Annotated in this window: 16 protein-coding genes; 13 read left to right on the top strand and 3 right to left on the bottom strand. The window is 71.6% G+C overall.

Going from position 1 to position 15,374, the window contains the following annotated elements:
* Nucleotides 1–30: 30 nt before the first annotated feature.
* Both ACZ6QQ_RS34535 and ACZ6QQ_RS34530 read right to left on the bottom strand, forming a co-directional pair.
* Nucleotides 31–903 (bottom strand): alpha/beta fold hydrolase, encoded by an 873-nt coding sequence (locus ACZ6QQ_RS34535; protein WP_465882072.1) that lies wholly within the window; start codon nucleotides 901–903, stop codon nucleotides 31–33.
* A 108-nt stretch (nucleotides 904–1,011) separates the two neighbouring features.
* A complete protein-coding gene (locus ACZ6QQ_RS34530) occupies nucleotides 1,012–1,953 on the bottom strand; it encodes an RNA polymerase sigma factor (protein ID WP_465882071.1) in 942 nt (313 codons plus the stop codon).
* A 206-nt stretch (nucleotides 1,954–2,159) separates the two neighbouring features.
* On the opposite strand from ACZ6QQ_RS34530, the gene ACZ6QQ_RS34525 reads away from it, so the two are divergent.
* From ACZ6QQ_RS34525 to ACZ6QQ_RS34475, 11 genes are all read left to right on the top strand, one after another.
* On the top strand, nucleotides 2,160–3,563 hold the full coding sequence (locus ACZ6QQ_RS34525; protein ID WP_465882070.1) for a serine hydrolase domain-containing protein: 1,404 nt from the start codon (nucleotides 2,160–2,162) through the stop codon (nucleotides 3,561–3,563).
* A gap of 155 nt (nucleotides 3,564–3,718) precedes the next feature.
* Nucleotides 3,719–4,777 carry a PhoH family protein gene (locus tag ACZ6QQ_RS34520; protein ID WP_465882068.1) on the top strand — a complete coding sequence of 353 codons (1,059 nt, stop codon included), beginning with the start codon at nucleotides 3,719–3,721 and terminating at the stop codon, nucleotides 4,775–4,777.
* A 33-nt stretch (nucleotides 4,778–4,810) separates the two neighbouring features.
* Nucleotides 4,811–5,278: an rRNA maturation RNase YbeY gene (ybeY, locus tag ACZ6QQ_RS34515; RefSeq protein ID WP_326556276.1), complete on the top strand. Its 468-nt coding sequence runs from the start codon at nucleotides 4,811–4,813 to the stop codon at nucleotides 5,276–5,278.
* The gene (locus ACZ6QQ_RS34510; protein WP_465882066.1) at nucleotides 5,278–6,714 is read left to right on the top strand and encodes a hemolysin family protein; all 1,437 of its coding nucleotides are present in this window, start codon (nucleotides 5,278–5,280) and stop codon (nucleotides 6,712–6,714) included. Before ybeY ends, ACZ6QQ_RS34510 begins: the two co-directional genes overlap by 1 nt.
* A complete protein-coding gene (locus tag ACZ6QQ_RS34505) occupies nucleotides 6,707–7,105 on the top strand; it encodes a cytidine deaminase (protein WP_465882064.1) in 399 nt (132 codons plus the stop codon). Before ACZ6QQ_RS34510 ends, ACZ6QQ_RS34505 begins: the two co-directional genes overlap by 8 nt.
* Nucleotides 7,102–8,034 carry a GTPase Era gene (gene era, locus ACZ6QQ_RS34500; RefSeq protein ID WP_465882063.1) on the top strand — a complete coding sequence of 311 codons (933 nt, stop codon included), beginning with the start codon at nucleotides 7,102–7,104 and terminating at the stop codon, nucleotides 8,032–8,034. Before ACZ6QQ_RS34505 ends, era begins: the two co-directional genes overlap by 4 nt.
* A 43-nt stretch (nucleotides 8,035–8,077) precedes the next feature.
* Nucleotides 8,078–8,929, top strand: coding sequence for an NAD-dependent epimerase/dehydratase family protein (locus ACZ6QQ_RS34495; protein ID WP_465882061.1), 852 nt, complete (start codon nucleotides 8,078–8,080; stop codon nucleotides 8,927–8,929).
* Between the two features lie 218 nt (nucleotides 8,930–9,147).
* On the top strand, nucleotides 9,148–9,492 hold the full coding sequence (locus ACZ6QQ_RS34490; protein ID WP_465882059.1) for a putative quinol monooxygenase: 345 nt from the start codon (nucleotides 9,148–9,150) through the stop codon (nucleotides 9,490–9,492).
* Between the two features lie 60 nt (nucleotides 9,493–9,552).
* Nucleotides 9,553–9,960 carry a YciI family protein gene (locus ACZ6QQ_RS34485; protein ID WP_465882148.1) on the top strand — a complete coding sequence of 136 codons (408 nt, stop codon included), beginning with the start codon at nucleotides 9,553–9,555 and terminating at the stop codon, nucleotides 9,958–9,960.
* 6 nt (nucleotides 9,961–9,966) lie between these two features.
* Nucleotides 9,967–11,118: an RNA polymerase sigma factor gene (locus ACZ6QQ_RS34480; protein WP_465882146.1), complete on the top strand. Its 1,152-nt coding sequence runs from the start codon at nucleotides 9,967–9,969 to the stop codon at nucleotides 11,116–11,118.
* A 164-nt stretch (nucleotides 11,119–11,282) separates the two neighbouring features.
* Nucleotides 11,283–12,575, top strand: a complete 1,293-nt coding sequence (locus ACZ6QQ_RS34475) for an acyltransferase family protein (RefSeq protein WP_465882057.1) — start codon at nucleotides 11,283–11,285, stop codon at nucleotides 12,573–12,575.
* Between the two features lie 97 nt (nucleotides 12,576–12,672).
* Here the strand turns inward: ACZ6QQ_RS34475 and ACZ6QQ_RS34470 are convergent, their stop codons facing one another.
* Entirely contained in the window at nucleotides 12,673–13,455 is a 783-nt protein-coding gene (locus ACZ6QQ_RS34470) for a DUF4097 family beta strand repeat-containing protein (RefSeq protein ID WP_465882055.1), read from the bottom strand.
* A 148-nt stretch (nucleotides 13,456–13,603) separates the two neighbouring features.
* Here ACZ6QQ_RS34470 and recO point away from each other — a divergent pair, with 148 nt between their 5' ends.
* Nucleotides 13,604–14,446 carry a DNA repair protein RecO gene (gene recO, locus ACZ6QQ_RS34465; protein WP_465882053.1) on the top strand — a complete coding sequence of 281 codons (843 nt, stop codon included), beginning with the start codon at nucleotides 13,604–13,606 and terminating at the stop codon, nucleotides 14,444–14,446.
* Between the two features lie 8 nt (nucleotides 14,447–14,454).
* Nucleotides 14,455–15,255: an isoprenyl transferase gene (locus ACZ6QQ_RS34460; protein WP_465882051.1), complete on the top strand. Its 801-nt coding sequence runs from the start codon at nucleotides 14,455–14,457 to the stop codon at nucleotides 15,253–15,255.
* The last annotated feature ends 119 nt before the right edge of the window (nucleotides 15,256–15,374 follow it).

Raw genomic sequence — 15,374 nt, 5'->3', positions numbered from 1 at the left:
CCCGATCCGGGCCAGCCGACACTGCGACGCTCAGCCGACGAACTCCACGACGGCGCGGGTGAACTCCTCCGGCTGTTCGAGGTGGCCGAAGTGCCCGCTGTCGGCGAGCAGGACGTGCCGCGAGCCGGCGATGCCGTCGTGCAGCATGGTCGCCCACCGGGTGCCGCAGATGAAGTCGTACGCACCGACGATGACCAGGGTCGGCACGGTGATCTCGCCGAGCCGGTCGCGTACGTCGAACGGGGTGGGTTCCTCGCCGAGTTGCGGGCCGAGCCAGCCGCGTACGCCGGCCCGGAACGGCGCCCACTCGTCCTCCCGGCCCCAGTAGTCGGCGAAGTACACCGGCAGGATCCGCCGCAGCTTGGCGCTGACCCAGTCGTCGGTCGGCTGCTCCGGGGTCTCCTGGAAGGCCAGCGGGATGTCGGCCGCCTCCGGGCGGTCGGGGTGTTGTTCGACGAAGCGCCGCACGCCGGCCATCGCCTCGGCCCAGAAGCCGGCGCCGGTGACCGGTGAGGTGTCGTAGAGGACGAGGCCGGCGACCCGGTCCGGGTGGGCCAGGGCGTAGCGCTGGATGACGAACCCGCCGTGCGAGTGGCCGAGCAGGAACACCCGCTGCTGGTCGAGGTGTTCGACCACCCCGTGCAGGAACCGGACGTAGGTGTCGAGGCGGTAGTCGCGCGGGTCGGCGAGCCGACCGGACTCCCCGGTGCCGACCGGCTCCAGGTAGACCATGGTCAGGTGCTGTTCGAGGGTGGGCACGCGCAGGTAGGACCAGTCGATCCCCGGACCGCCGGAGTGCACGACGCAGACCGGTCCGCTGCCGGCGACGTGGTAGACCTGCCGTACGCCGTCGAGCTCGACAACATGAGTGCCGGCGGTGAGGGCGGTGCTGGTGGAACCCATGCGGAATCTCTCCCGGAGCCGTGGCGCCTGACGAAGGCGAGCGTGAGCTGACGCCTACGAGATGCCGCAGCGGTGGAAAAGTTCGATCCGCCGGTTGAACCGCCCCGGTCAGGCGGCGGCCAGTGCCGGCCTCGGGTGGAACAGTCGCATCCGGGCGGTGCGTCCCTCGCGCAGGGTGTGCAGCCAGACGGCGGCGGGCGGGCAGTGCGTCGGGTCGTCCGGTGGGCTGATCAGGTCCGCCTCCCAGATCATCACGTTTCCGCTGGCGGCGACGTTGGTGATGCGCTGCCGTACGCCGGCTGCCAGGTCACGGTTCATCGCCCACACCGCGAACTTCCGCCCGCCGGCCAGTCGACCGTCGGGGGTGACGAACTGGACGTCCGGCCACCAGTTCTCGCGGACGAAGTCGGCGAAATCGCCCCGGCCCGCCGTCACCAGCGCCTCCTCGGCTTCGCGGCGGCGGGCGGCGGTCAGCGCGGCGGAGTCGTCGTGGGCCAGGTCCGCCGTCTCGGCCAGGGCGGCGGCGAGCTTGCTCCGGGCCTGGTTCAACCGGCTGCGTACGGTCCCGACCGGCACCCCGCAGAGTGCGGCGATCTGCTCGTACGACGATGCGTCGCTGAAATACCTCAGCAGCGTCACCAGGCGGACGGGCTCGGACAAACGGTCCAGGGCGTGCCAGACCCAGTCCCGCATCGACCGGCCCTCCAACAGGTCCTCCGGGGTGGGGTCGGTCGCCGGCAGGGCCAGTGTCTCCAGATCCGCCACCGGGACCGTACGGGACCGGCGCAGTCGCATCCGGGCGTTGTTGCGCACGATCGCCCGCAGCCAGGGACCGACGGCCGCCGGGTCGCGCAGGTCACCGATCCGGCTCAGCGCCACCAGCGAGGCGTCCTGCACGGCGTCCTCGGCGTCCGGTCCGTACCCGAGCAGGCTCAGCGCCACCGCCTGCATGCCGGCCCGGTGCCGGGACAGCAGTACGCCGAGCGCGGTCGGATCGCCGGACCGGGCGGCCCGGACCAGCTCGGTATCGGACTCCGGGGTCGAAACCACACCTGTCTCCTCTTCTCGCACACCTCTTCCGGGACCTGGATGCGGGAGGGGTCCGGAAAGTTCGACGAGGCGGCGAAGTCAACTCTGGGTGATCGTTCGCAGCTTTCCACGCTACCCGTCGTATCCGGCGCCTGGCTGGTGCGGTTCCGGTCGGTGCGCCGATATCATCAGCGTGATCTTGATACCTGGGTGAAGGGTGAGGGCCGATGACCGAGGCGGGCCGGCGACTGGCACGGATGACCCGGCAGGTCCAGGCGCAGGAGCGGGTACCCGCCCTCTCGGTGGCGCTGCACCGGGCCGACCGCCCGCTCTGGACCCTCGCCGTCGGCGGGACCGGCAACGACAACCCGCTCGGGCCGCAGACCCCGTTCCGGATCGGCTCGGTGACCAAGACCTTCACCGCCGTACTCGTGTTGCAGGCCCGCGACGAGGGGCTGCTCGACCTGGACGACCCGATCGGGGCCCACCTGGACCTGCCGGCGCACGGCGAGCTGACCGTACGCCGGCTGCTCTCGCACACCGCCGGGTTGCAACGCGAGCCGTACGGCGACGTCTGGGACACCCTGAAGGCACCCTCGGTGGACGGGCTCCTGGCCGAGCTGGACCGGGCCGAGCGGGTGCTGCCGCCGGCCCGCCGCTACCACTACTCCAACCTCGGGCTGGCGCTGCTCGGTCACGCCGTCGCCCGGCTGCGCGGCGGCACCTGGGCCGAGGTGCTGGCCGACCGGGTGCTGAACCCGCTCGGCCTCTCCGCGACCACGCTCACCCCGGCACCGACCGCCGCGACCGGGTTCCTGGTCGACACCTACTCCGACCACGCCCACCCCGAGCCGGCCACCGACTTCGGCGCGGTCGCCCCGGCGGCGCAGCTCTGGAGCACCGCACCGGACATGGCGCGCTGGGCCGCCTTCCTGGCCGACCCGGCGGCGGTCGACCCGGCCGGGGCGGTGCTCGCGTCCGCCACCCTGGACGAGATGCGCTGGCCGCTGACGGTCACCGACGAGACGCTCTGGGGGCGTACCTTCGGCCTCGGGCTGATCATGGTTCCGCAGCCGGACCCGGTCACCGGCGGGCCGCGCCGGGTGGTGCACGTCGGGCACGACGGCGCCATGCCCGGCTTCCTGGCCGCCGTCTACGGCCGTCGGGGCGGCCCCGGTACGCCCGGCGCGATGGGTGCCGCCGTGCTCGCCTCCTCCGGCACCGCCAGCGCGATCCTGGACCTGCCGCACCGGCTGCTCGACGCCGCCGTCACCGACGACCCGGCCGACATCGTCGCCTGGACGCCGGGCGAACCGGCCCCCGAGCACTACCGGGGCATGCTCGGCCGCTGGTGGGGCGAGGGGTACGAGTACGTCTTCTCCTGGCGGGACGGGACACTCCAGGCGCGGGGCGCGGACGACCCCGCCGGCCGCCCACCGTCGATCTTCACACCGCTGCCGGACCGGCCGGACGTGCTGCGTACGGTCTCCGGGCGGGAGGCGGGCGAACTGCTCCGGCTGACCCGCGACGACCGGGGCACGGTGGTCCGGATGCACTGGGCGACGTACCGGTTCACCCGCTCGCAGGAGGGCTTCGACGGGTTCGACTTCCGGGCCGTCGACGGGCGCTAGCCGGTGACGTCGCCGGGTGTGGCGTCAGGTGGGGAAATGGGCGGGGCTCCCACGGCGTTGAGCAGATACGATGGGAAAGTCGTCCGTACGCTGCGCCACCAGGGCGCGGCCATGAGATCGAGAGCAGGTGGCGTGGGGCCCGCCGGGCCCGACCTATGACCGGTACCCCACCTCCCGGGCAGGCCCGGGTGCAGACCAGGATCACCGTTCCTGACTCGCAGATCATGGTTAACCTGCTCGGACCCGGAGACGAGGTTCTCCGCCTGGTCGAGCGCTCGATCAACAGTGACGTGCACGTGCGCGGCAACGAGATCACCATCACCGGTGCCCCGGCCGACAACGCGCTCGCCGAGCGGCTCTTCACCGAGCTGCTGGAGTTGATCGAAAAGGGCGAGACGCTGACCGTCGACGCCGTACGGCGTACCGTCGGCATGCTCGAACAGGGCAGCGCCGAGCGGCCCGCCGAGGTCCTCACCCTCAACATCCTGTCCCGGCGCGGGCGCACCATCCGGCCCAAGACGCTCGGCCAGAAGCGCTACGTCGACTCGATCGACGGGCACACCATCGTCTTCGGCATCGGCCCCGCCGGCACCGGCAAGACCTACCTGGCGATGGCCAAGGCCGTCCAGGCCCTCCAGGCCAAGCAGGTCAACCGGATCATCCTGACCCGGCCGGCGGTCGAGGCGGGGGAGCGGCTGGGCTTCCTGCCCGGCACCCTCTTCGAGAAGATCGACCCCTACCTGCGCCCGCTCTACGACGCGCTGCACGACATGCTCGACCCGGACTCCATCCCGAAACTGATGCAGGCCGGGACGATCGAGGTGGCGCCGCTGGCGTACATGCGGGGTCGGACCCTCAACGACGCGTTCATCATCCTGGACGAGGCGCAGAACACCACGCCCGAGCAGATGAAGATGTTCCTCACCCGGCTGGGCTTCGGCTCGCGGATCGTGGTGACCGGTGACATCACCCAGGTCGACCTCCCCGGCGGCACCACCAGCGGCCTACGGGTGGTCCGGGACATCCTGCAGAACGTGGAGGACGTCCACTTCGCCCAACTCGCCAGCTCGGACGTCGTACGTCACCGACTGGTCGGGGAGATCGTCGACGCCTACGCCCGGTGGGATGCCGAGCGGGAGGCGGAGCAGGCCCAGGGCGTGCACGCCGTACCCGGCCGTGCCGCCCAGGGTGGCCGCGCCAGCCGGCGCCGCTAGACCAGCGAACACAGAGAGCAGCAGGGGAAACAGTTGTCCATCGAGATCGCCAACGAGTCGGGCGCCGAGGTCGATACCGACGCGGTGCTCGCCGTCGCCCGTTACGCCCTGGACGAGATGGGGGTCAACCCCCTCGCCGAGCTGTCGGTGCTGCTCGTCGACATCGAGTACATGGCCGAGCTGAACCACCGGTGGATGGGTGGCGACGGGCCGACCGACGTACTCGCCTTCCCGATGGACGAGGGCAGCGTCGACCACGGCCCCGGCGAGGTCAGCGGCGGTGAGCCGGCGTTGCTCGGCGACATCGTGCTCTGCCCCGAGGTCGCGGCCAAGCAGGCGGCCACCGCCGGCCACTCGGCCGCCGACGAGCTGCACCTGCTCACCGTGCACGGTGTCCTGCACCTGCTCGGTTACGACCACGCGGAGCCGGAGGAGGAGCGCGAGATGTTCGCGCTGCAGGCCAAACTCCTCTCCGGTTGGCGAGCAGCGCGAGCCCAGTGATGCCCGATCACTTAGCCGCCGCCGGCGCCACCGCCGCCGGCCTGCCCGATCTGCAACTGCTCTTCTTCGGCGCCGCCCTGGTGGTGCTCGCCGGACTGTTCGCGATGACCGAGGCCGCGCTCGCCGCGATCTCCCCGGCCCGTGCCGGTGAACTGGCCCGCGACGGGGCACGCGGTGCCCGTACCCTCCAGATCGTCGCCGCCGACGCGGTCCGGCACCTCAACCTGCTGCTGTTGCTGCGACTGCTCTGCGAACTGACCGCGACCACCCTGGTCGCGCTGGTCGCGGTCGACACCTTCGGTGCCGGCTGGCGGGCGGCCCTGGTCACCGCCGGTGCGATGACCGTGGTCAGCTTCGTGGTCGTCGGTGTCGCGCCGCGCACCATCGGCCGGCAGCACGCGTACGCCGTCGGCCGGGCCAGCGCGCCGCTGGTCCGTTGGCTGGGCCGGGCGCTGAACCCGCTCGCCTCGCTGCTGATCCTGATCGGCAACGCGGTCACCCCCGGCCGGGGCTTCCGCGAGGGCCCGTTCGCCACCCAGGTCGAACTGCGCGAACTGGTCGACCTGGCCGAGCAGCGGGGCGTGGTCGAGCACGGCGAACGGCAGATGATCCACTCGGTCTTCGCCCTCGGTGACACGATCGCCCGCGAGGTGATGGTGCCGCGTACCGAGATGGTGTGGATCGAGGCGCACAAGAAGCCGCCGCAGGCGATGCTGCTCTTCCTCCGCTCCGGGTTCTCCCGGATCCCGGTGATCGGCGAGAGCGTCGACGACGTGCTCGGTGTGCTCTACCTCAAGGACCTGATCCGGCGCACCCAGGGCGGCGACCCGGCCGCCGAGGAGCTGCCGGTCTCCGAGCTGATGCGCGAGGCGACCTTCGTACCGGAGTCCAAGCCGGTCGACGACCTGCTCTCCGAGATGCAGGCCGCCCGTACCCACCTGGTGATCGTCGTCGACGAGTACGGCGGCACCGGTGGCCTGGTCACCATCGAGGACATCCTGGAGGAGATCGTCGGCGAGATAACCGACGAGTACGACGTCGAACGCCCGCCCGTGCAACGCCTCGACGACGGCGACGTACGGGTCACCGCCCGGCTGCCGGTCGAGGACCTCGGTGAACTCTTCGACGTCGAACTCCCCGCCGACGAGGTGGAAACCGTCGGTGGCCTGCTCGCCCAGGCCCTCGGCCGGGTGCCCATCCCCGGCGCCGCCGCCGAACTCGGCGGTCTGCGACTGATCGCCGAGGGCACCACCGGCCGCCGCAACCGGATCGACTCGGTCCTGGTCAGCCGGGTCGGTGACAATGACGAAACGGCGAAACCGGCCGACGGTGGCGAGCAGCACCGGACCACCGCACCCCGCAAGAACCCCGAACAGGGCAAGACCCAGAAGCACAACCAAGACCGCACCGAGGAGAGGCAACCCGCTGATGCCTGAGTCGTCCGCCGTATCCGCCGCCGCACCGGCCGGGCTGATCGGCGCCGCCGAGCCCGCCGAGCTGAGCGCCGAGGACGCCAAACTGGTCGTCCTGGCCCGGGGCGCCCGCGCCCGGATCGGCGCGGTGGAAGGAGCGGCCGTACGCGACCAGGACGGCAGGACGTACGCCGCGGCCAGTGTCGCCCTGCCCTCGCTGACCATCACCGCCCTCCAGTTGGCGGTCGCCTCGGCAGCCGCCGCCGGAGCCAGCCGGCTGGAAGCCGCCGCCGTCGTCACCGAGGCGTCGACGCTCGACGGTGCCGGACACGCCGCCGTACGCGACCTCGCCGCCGACGCGCCGATCCACGTGGCCGCCCCGAACGGCACCCTGCTCGGCACGGTGCTCGCGTGAGCGGCCGGACGGCGGCCCCGCGCGGGGCCCGGACGGACGGGACCGGGGCAGCCCCGTACCGGGCTGGTTTCGCCTGTTTCGTCGGACGGCCGAACGCCGGCAAGTCCACCCTGACCAACGCGATCGTCGGCCAGAAGATCGCCATCACCTCCAGCAAGCCGCAGACCACCCGGCATGTGATCCGGGCCGTCCTGCACCGGCCGGAGGCACAACTCGTCCTGGTCGACACCCCCGGCCTGCACCGGCCCCGGACGCTGCTCGGCGAACGCCTCAACGACCTGGTCCGCTCGACCTGGAGCGAGGTCGACGTGATCGGCCTCTGCGTGCCGGCGAACGAGCCGGTCGGGCGCGGCGACCGGTTCATCACCGGTGAGCTGGCCGAGCTGAAGGCCAGCGTCGTCGCCGTGGTCACCAAGACCGACCTGGTCGACAAGAAGCGGCTGGCCGAGCAGTTGCTCGCGGTCAACGAGATGGGCGAGTTCGCCGCCGTCGTGCCGGTCAGCGCGGTCTCCGGCCACCAGGTCGACGTCCTGGTCGACGTCATGACCGGCTACCTGCCGCCGTCGCCGCAGCTCTACCCCGACGACATGCTCACCGACGAGCCCGAACACGTGCTGGTCGCCGAGCTCATCCGGGAGGCGGCGCTGGAGGGCGTCCGCGACGAACTGCCGCACTCGATCGCCGTGGTGGTCGAGGAGATGGTCCCCGAGGACAAACTCATCCGGATCTACGCCGACGTGTACGTCGAACGGCCCAGCCAGAAGGCGATCGTGATCGGTCACCAGGCCAGCCGGCTCAAGGACGTCGGCACCCGCGCCCGGCAGCAGATCGAGGAACTGCTCGGCAGCCGGGTCTACCTCGACCTGCACGTACGGGTCGCGAAGGACTGGCAGCGGGACCCGAGGCAGCTGCGCAAACTCGGCTTCTGAGCACACTCGGCTTCTGACACCGGCGGCGGGCGGGAGGGCCGGCATGGCGCGGGAGGTGCTCGTCACCGGGTCGGCCGGCCGGATCGGTCGGCTGCTCCGGCCCCGGCTGGCCGTACCGGGACGGACGCTGCGCCTGCTGGACCTGGCCGAGCAGGCCCCGCCCGCGCCCGACGAGGCGGTCCGCCTGATCCGTGCCGACCTGACCGACCCGGCAGCACTCGCCGCCGCCTGCGCCGGGGTCGACGCGATCGTGCACCTGGCCGCCCTGGCCGGTGAGGACAGCTGGGAGAACCTGCTCCGGACCAACGTGGACGGCACCCGTACGGTGCTGGAGGCGGCGCGGGCGGCGGGTGTCGCCCGCGTGGTGCTGGCCTCGTCGGTGCACGCCGTGGGTTTCTACCGCCAGGCCGGCAGCACCCCCGAGCCGCCGGGCGTGCCCGCCCCGACCGGCCCGGACGGGGTGCCGGCCGACGTCCCGCCCCGGCCGGACACCTACTACGGCTGGACCAAGGCGGCAGTCGAGGGGCTCGGCAGCCTCTACGCCGACCGGTACGGGATGACCGTCTTCGCGCTGCGGATCGGCGCCTGTTTCCCGGAGCCGCCGGGGGTGCGGGGCCTGGACATGTGGCTGTCGCCGGACGACTGCGGTCGACTGGTCTCGGCCTGCCTGGAGACCGGGGCGACCGGCTTCCGGGTGCTCTGGGGAGTCAGCCGCAACACCCGCCGCTGGTGGTCGCTGGCCGAGGGCCGGGAGATCGGGTACGAACCCGTCGACGACGCGGAACGCTACGCCGCGACCGTACGGGAGCGGGCCGGCGAGCGGGAAACCGCTGGTCTGATGGGGGCGGCGTTCTGCGCGTACCCGCTCGGCACCGTCCCGAACTACGACGACTGACATCCCCGGGTCGGGCCGAACCGGATCCGGCGGATCCTCGTTCGGCGGTCTGGGCTCCGCGTGGCGGTGACGTCCCGACGCAGGTTCTCGACATTCGGCACCCTCCGGATGTCGAGAACCGGGCGCTGGTTCCGTCCCAGGACCCGAACGGCCATGACGGGCCGTGCGACGAAGGGGGAGGACCACCGTGACGGACCGCCGGAGGATGGGGGCCGAGGGTGAGTGAGCTTCAGGGCATCGCTCGGTTCAGATTCCACGAGGGCAGGCTCGACGATTTCAAGCGCTTGTCCGCCGAGTGCATGGAGATCGTACGGACCAGGGACACCGGAACGCTGCAGTACGCGATCTACTTCAACGACGACCAGTCCGAGTGCATCGTTCTCGAACGGTACCGGGACTCCGAAGCGCTGATCGAGCACGCGGCGAACATCGGCGACCTGATGGAGGCAGTCCTCGCGACGGGCTCCGTCTCCGGCGAACTCCTCGGTGAGCCGAGCGCGCAGCTCAGGGCGAATCTGGGCGGCGGCGTGGTCCGTCTCTTCACGCCCTACCAGTCGATGTAGGTCCCCCGGAGTGAAACGCGGCCGCGATCGGCCGTACCGCACCGCACGAAGGAGAACATGATGGCCAGGTACCTGCTGCTCAAGCACTACCGGGGTGCGCCGGCACCGATCAACGACGTACCGATGGACCAGTGGACGCCGGAGGAGGTCTCGGCCCACGTGCAGTACATGCGGGATTTCGCCTCCCGGCTTGAGGGCACGGGCGAGTACGTCGAGGGTCAGGCGCTGTCCCCGGAGGGTGTGTTCGTCCGCTCAGGCGGCGAGGGGCGCCCGCCGGTCACAGACGGGCCGTTCGCGGAGACCAAGGACCTGATCGCCGGCTGGATGGTGATCGACGTCGAGACCTACGAGCGGGCGCTCGAACTGGCCGGCGAGTTGTCCGCGGCTCCGGGCGCCGGTGGTGAGCCGATCCACGAGTGGCTCGAACTGCGCCCGTTCCTGACCGAGCTGCCGACCGTCACGGAGTGACGGGTGGTGGACGAGGCGCTGCTGCGGAGCCTCACCCCCGCCGTGATCGGCGTCCTCGTCCGTCGCGGAGCCGACTTCGCGGCGGCCGAGGACGCGGTGCAGGACGCCCTGGTCGAGGCCGTACGCGGCTGGCCGGACGACCCGCCGCGAGATCCCAAGGGCTGGCTGGTCACCGTGGCGTGGCGGAAGTTCGTCGACGCCGCCCGCGCCGACGCGTCCCGACGGCAGCGCGAGGCGGTCGTCGAGCGCGAGCCCGTGCCCGTGCCCGACCAGGGCGAGCCGGCGGACGACACGCTCCAGCTGTACTTCCTGTGCGCGCACCCGTCCCTGACACCGGCTTCGGCCGTCGCGCTCACGCTCCGGGCGGTCGGCGGCCTGACCACGCGGCAGATCGCCCGGGCGTACCTGGTGCCGGAGGCGACCATGGCCCAACGGATCAGCCGGGCCAAGCGGACCGTCTCGGGTGTCCGGTTCAACCAGCCCGGCGATGTCGCCACGGTGCTGCGTGTGCTCTACCTGGTTTTCAACGAGGGCTACTCCGGCGACGTCGACCTCGCCGCCGAGGCGATCCGGCTCACTCGCCAACTGGCGGTCCGGACCAACCACGAGGAGGTCGCGGGGCTGCTCGCGCTCATGCTGCTGCACCACGCCCGGCGCCCGGCCCGGACCGGACCCGACGGCCGGCTCGTGCCACTGGCCGAGCAGGACCGCAGCCGTTGGGACACCGGCCTGATCGCCGAGGGCGTCGACGTGCTCCAGACCGCTCTCGCCCGCGACCGCCTGGGCGAGTTCCAGGCCCAGGCCGCCGTCGCCGCGCTGCACGCCGACGCCCCGGCGGCCGAGGAGACCGACTGGGTGCAGATCGTCGAGTGGTACGACGAACTGGTGCGCCTCACCGACAGTCCGGTGGCCCGCCTCAACCGGGCCGTCGCGGTCGGCGAGGCCGACGGTCCGCGAGCCGGTCTGGCCGCGCTGGCGGGGCTCGCCCCCGACCTGCCCCGTTACACCGCCGTCGCGGCGTACCTGCACGAGCGCGACGGTGATCCGCTCACCGCGGCCCGGCTCTACGCCGAAGCCGCCCGATCGGCGCCGAACCTCCCCGAACGCGACCACCTCATGCGACAGGCCGCACGGCTCAACATGGAACTGCGCGGTTGAGCAGCAGGCGATGGTGACCCACATACACCTGATTACTTCTGGGGTATATAGCCGAATCCTATGGGATTGTTCACCTGTGGGACACCCAGTGCATCGTTCGAACGGTGGAACGGCAGGGTAGGAAAACGTACGACCCCCTGTCGCCCCGGTTTAGATGCAGGCTGATGCGAAACAGATACGTGGATCTCCTCCGTTTTCTGGCAATCATCCGAGTTGTCGTCTATCACACCACCGGCTGGGCGTTCCTGACCATCGCCTTCCCCGCGATGTCGGTCATGTTCGCACTCGCCGGATCGCTGATGGCGGCCTCCCTCGACCGTACCGGCGGTGTCGGGGCGGTCGGCCGACGGCTGCGCCGCCTGCTCCCGTCGCTCTGGCTGCTCGCCGCGTTCTTCGTACCGGCGATGCTGCTCACCGGGCTGCCGGTCAGCTGGCGACTGCTGTTCTGGGCCGCGCCGCTCGCCGACCCGCCCAGCAACGGCTGGGGCGCGCTCGCTCTCAGCGCCATCTGGTACCTGCGCGACTATCTCTGGTTCGTGCTCGCCTCACCGCTGGCCCTCTGGCTGTTCCGGCGCTTCCCGCTGCCCACCCTGGCGGCGCCGTACGTGTTGCTGGGGGTGGTCGAGTTCGGCTTCCCGACCGCGCCGAACGTGGTCCGCGACTTCGGGCTCTACTTCGGAGCGTGGCTGATCGGCTTCGCGCACCACGACGGACTGCTGCGGCGGATCTCCCGGCGGGTGCTGATCCCGGTCGCCGGTACGCTCGCCGCGCTCGGCGCCTCGTGGATATTCACCCATCCGGGGCCGCGCGGCTTCGACCTGAACGACATCCGGCTCGGCAACGGCCTCTGGTCCGCCGGCTTCACCCTGCTCCTGCTCGGTCTCGCCCCGGCCGGCGCCGCCTGGGTGGACCGCAACGAGATCTTCGGCCGGGTGGTGACCGTGCTCAACCGGCGGGCACTGACCATCTACCTCTGGCACATGCCGATCGTGATCGGCCTGACCGCGCTGATGGCGCGCGCCGGGTGGAAGCAGACCGACCTCACCGGTGTCACCGTCCGGCTCGTCGTGGTCACCACCCTGGTCGTGTTGGCCACCGGACTCTTCGGCTGGATGGAGGACCTGGCCGCGCGTCGCCGTACCGTCCTGCTGCCCGGCGGCAAGACCGGCCGACCACAACCGGACCGGGCCCGTGGTGCCGGTAGCACCACGTCCGGCGCCGAACCGTCGCCCACCCCGGCCGCCGAGCCGGCTATCCCGCCCACCCCGGCGGCCTCGGATGCGGCGGCCGCTGCGGCTCCACCGGCGGCCCCAGTCGGCTCGCCCCGGTCGGCTCGCCCCACCCGTCCGGCGATCCCCACCCAGCGGACCGGGCCTGCGAGCGGCCGGGGGTCCGGCGACCGGGGCGGCCCGGCCCGCCCACCCGAGACCGCGGACCGCGACCGAATCAGGCGGTGATCCTCAGCCAGTGTGATCCTCGGGCGGCGCCCCCGGCGGTGACCCGGTGACCCGGTGACCCGGTGACCCGGTGACCCGGTGACCCGGTGACCCGGAATCAGCGGGAAGTGATCGTGATGTCGCCGCTGCCGGTCTCCAGGTCCAGTCGGTTCACGGCCGAGGGATCGTCGGTCAACCGGGACCGGGCGGTGCCGGACGAGGTCGCCGACCGGATCCGGTACGCCCCGTCGGGCACCGTCAGCTCGATCGAGCCGCTGGACGCGCGGGCGTTCACCGACCCCGCCGTCTCCAGCGCCAGGATGATGTCACCGGAACCGGTGGTGGCGTCGACCGTACCGCCGAGTCCGTGGCCGTTCACCGAGCCCGAACCGGTGCGTACGGTCGCTGCGGTGCCGATCCGGCTGAGGTCGATGTCACCCGAGCCGGTCTGCGCCCGGACCGTGCCGGTCGCACCGGTCAGGGTGATGTCACCGGAGCCGACCCTCACGTCGACGTCACCGACATCGGTCAACTCGACATCGCCGGAACCGTTCTCACCGCCGACCGCCACCCCGGTCGGGGCGACGATCTCGTACGACACACCGCAGCGCGAGCCGCAGTCGGTGTCGATCCGCAGCTCGCTGCCCTCGATCACGTACGTCGAGCCGGGCTCCGAGCCCCGGTAACGGACCACCCGCTTGATCCGTACGTCGGCCACCGTCGCCGTCGACACCACCACGTCACCGGAGCCCGGAGCCACCACGATCTTGGTGATCTTGACGTTTTCGGTGCGGTCGAAGTCGAGCCGCCGCTGCCCGACCGTCAGGTCGTCGCAACCGGCCAGGATGCCCAGGGTGAGCGTGCCCGCCACCACGGCGGTGCCGATCCGGAACATGGTCATAGGGATCAGGCTATGAGCGGACGGGGCACCCGGACATCAGGGAGGAGCCACGCATCCGCCCCGGAGAAGACCCTGAGAACCCACTCAGGGTCACACCGCCCCGACCCGGGTGCACGGGGGCCGACCCCGGGCAGGGGAGAATGGCCGGATGGCCGGGTACCGCAGACAGCTCTACCGCGACGACGCCGTGGTGCTGCGCGTACAGAAGCTCGGCGAATCCGACCGGATCATCACCCTGCTGACCCGCAAGCACGGCCGGCTGCGGGCGGTCGCCCGAGGGGTCCGCCGGACCAGCTCCCGCTTCGGCGCCCGGCTCGAACCCTTCGGCCACGTCGACCTGCAACTCGCCGGTGACCCGCAGGGCAACATCGGCAGCCCGCTGCACACCGTCAGCCAGGTCGAGGGCATCGACCTGTACGGTCGCCGGTTCCTTGAGGACTATCCCCGCTACACCACCGCCAGCGCCATCGCCGAAACCGCCGAACGACTCACCCCGGTGGAACGCGAACCCTCGCTGCGGCTGTTCCAACTCACCCTCGGCGCGCTGCGCGCGCTGGCCGAGGGGACCCACGCCAGCAGTCTGGTGCTCGACGCGTACCTGCTGCGCGGGATGGCACTCGCCGGCTGGGCACCGGCCCTGGTCGCCTGCGCCGTCTGCGGCACCCCCGGACAGCACCGGGCGTTCTCCGTACCGGCCGGGGGTTGTGTCTGCCCCGACTGCCGGCCACCCGGCGCCGCCCACCCGGCCCCGGCCACCCTCGACCTGATGTCCGCGCTCACCAGCGGCGACTGGCGGGTGGCGGACGCGACCGAGGTCAGCCACCGGCGCGAATGCAGCGGCCTGGTCGCCGCTCACCTGCAATGGCATCTCGAACGCGCGCTACGCTCGCTGCCGTTGGTTGATCGAGACGACCGGCCCGTCCGGACCGATCGGAACGACCCGGCCGGGACATCGGAGTACGGGTCGGAGCAAGGGGAGACAACGCAGTGATCCGATCCATGACCCGCGGAGCACGTCGGCAACCGACCGCGCCCACCCCGCACCCGTCCGGCGCCCGTCCGCCGGCCCTGCCCGCGGACGTCCTGCCCAAGCACGTCGCCGTGGTGATGGACGGCAACGGACGATGGGCCAAGGACCGGGGCCTGCCCCGGACCAAGGGACACGAGGCCGGCGAGTTCTCCCTGTTCGACACGATCGAGGGCGCGATCGAGCTCGGCATCCCGTACCTGTCCGCGTACGCCTTCTCCACCGAGAACTGGCGGCGCTCACCGGACGAGGTCCGCTTCCTGATGGGCTTCAACCGGGACGTGATCCGGCGCCGCCGCGACCAGCTCGTCGACCTCGGCGTACGGGTGGTCTGGTCCGGGCGGGCCGGTCGGCTCTGGAAGAGCGTCATCTCCGAACTCCAGACCGCCGAGGAGATGTCCCGCGACAACACCAAACTGACGCTCCAGTTCTGCGTCAACTACGGCGGCCAGGCGGAGATCGCCGACGCGGCGGCGGCCATCGCCCGCGACGTCGCCGCCGGCAGGATCGACCCGGCGAAGGTCAACGAGAAGATGGTCGCCCGGTACCTCTACCACCCCGAGGTGCCCGAGGTCGACCTCTTCCTGCGCCCCTCCGGTGAGCAGCGGACCTCCAACTTCCTGCTCTGGCAGAGCGCGTACGCCGAACTCGTCTACCTCGACGTGCTCTGGCCCGACTTCGACCGCCGCCACCTCTGGTACGCCTGCGAGCTGTACGCCCAGCGCGACCGCCGCTTCGGCGGGGCGCTCCCCAACCCCGTCGCGCCGGTCTAACTGGCGCCAGCTCCGCTGGCGCGGCTCGCTCCGCTTCGCGCCGGCCAGTGCGGGGGGGGGGGGGTTTTGGGGGGGGGGGGGTTTTCTTCTCTCCCTCTTCAGAAAACACCACACAACCC

The sequence above is a fragment of the Micromonospora sp. NPDC049529 genome (genome assembly GCF_055586685.1).
The sequence above is the reverse complement of the archived record's forward strand: the minus strand, read 5'-3'. Positions and strand labels throughout refer to the sequence as shown.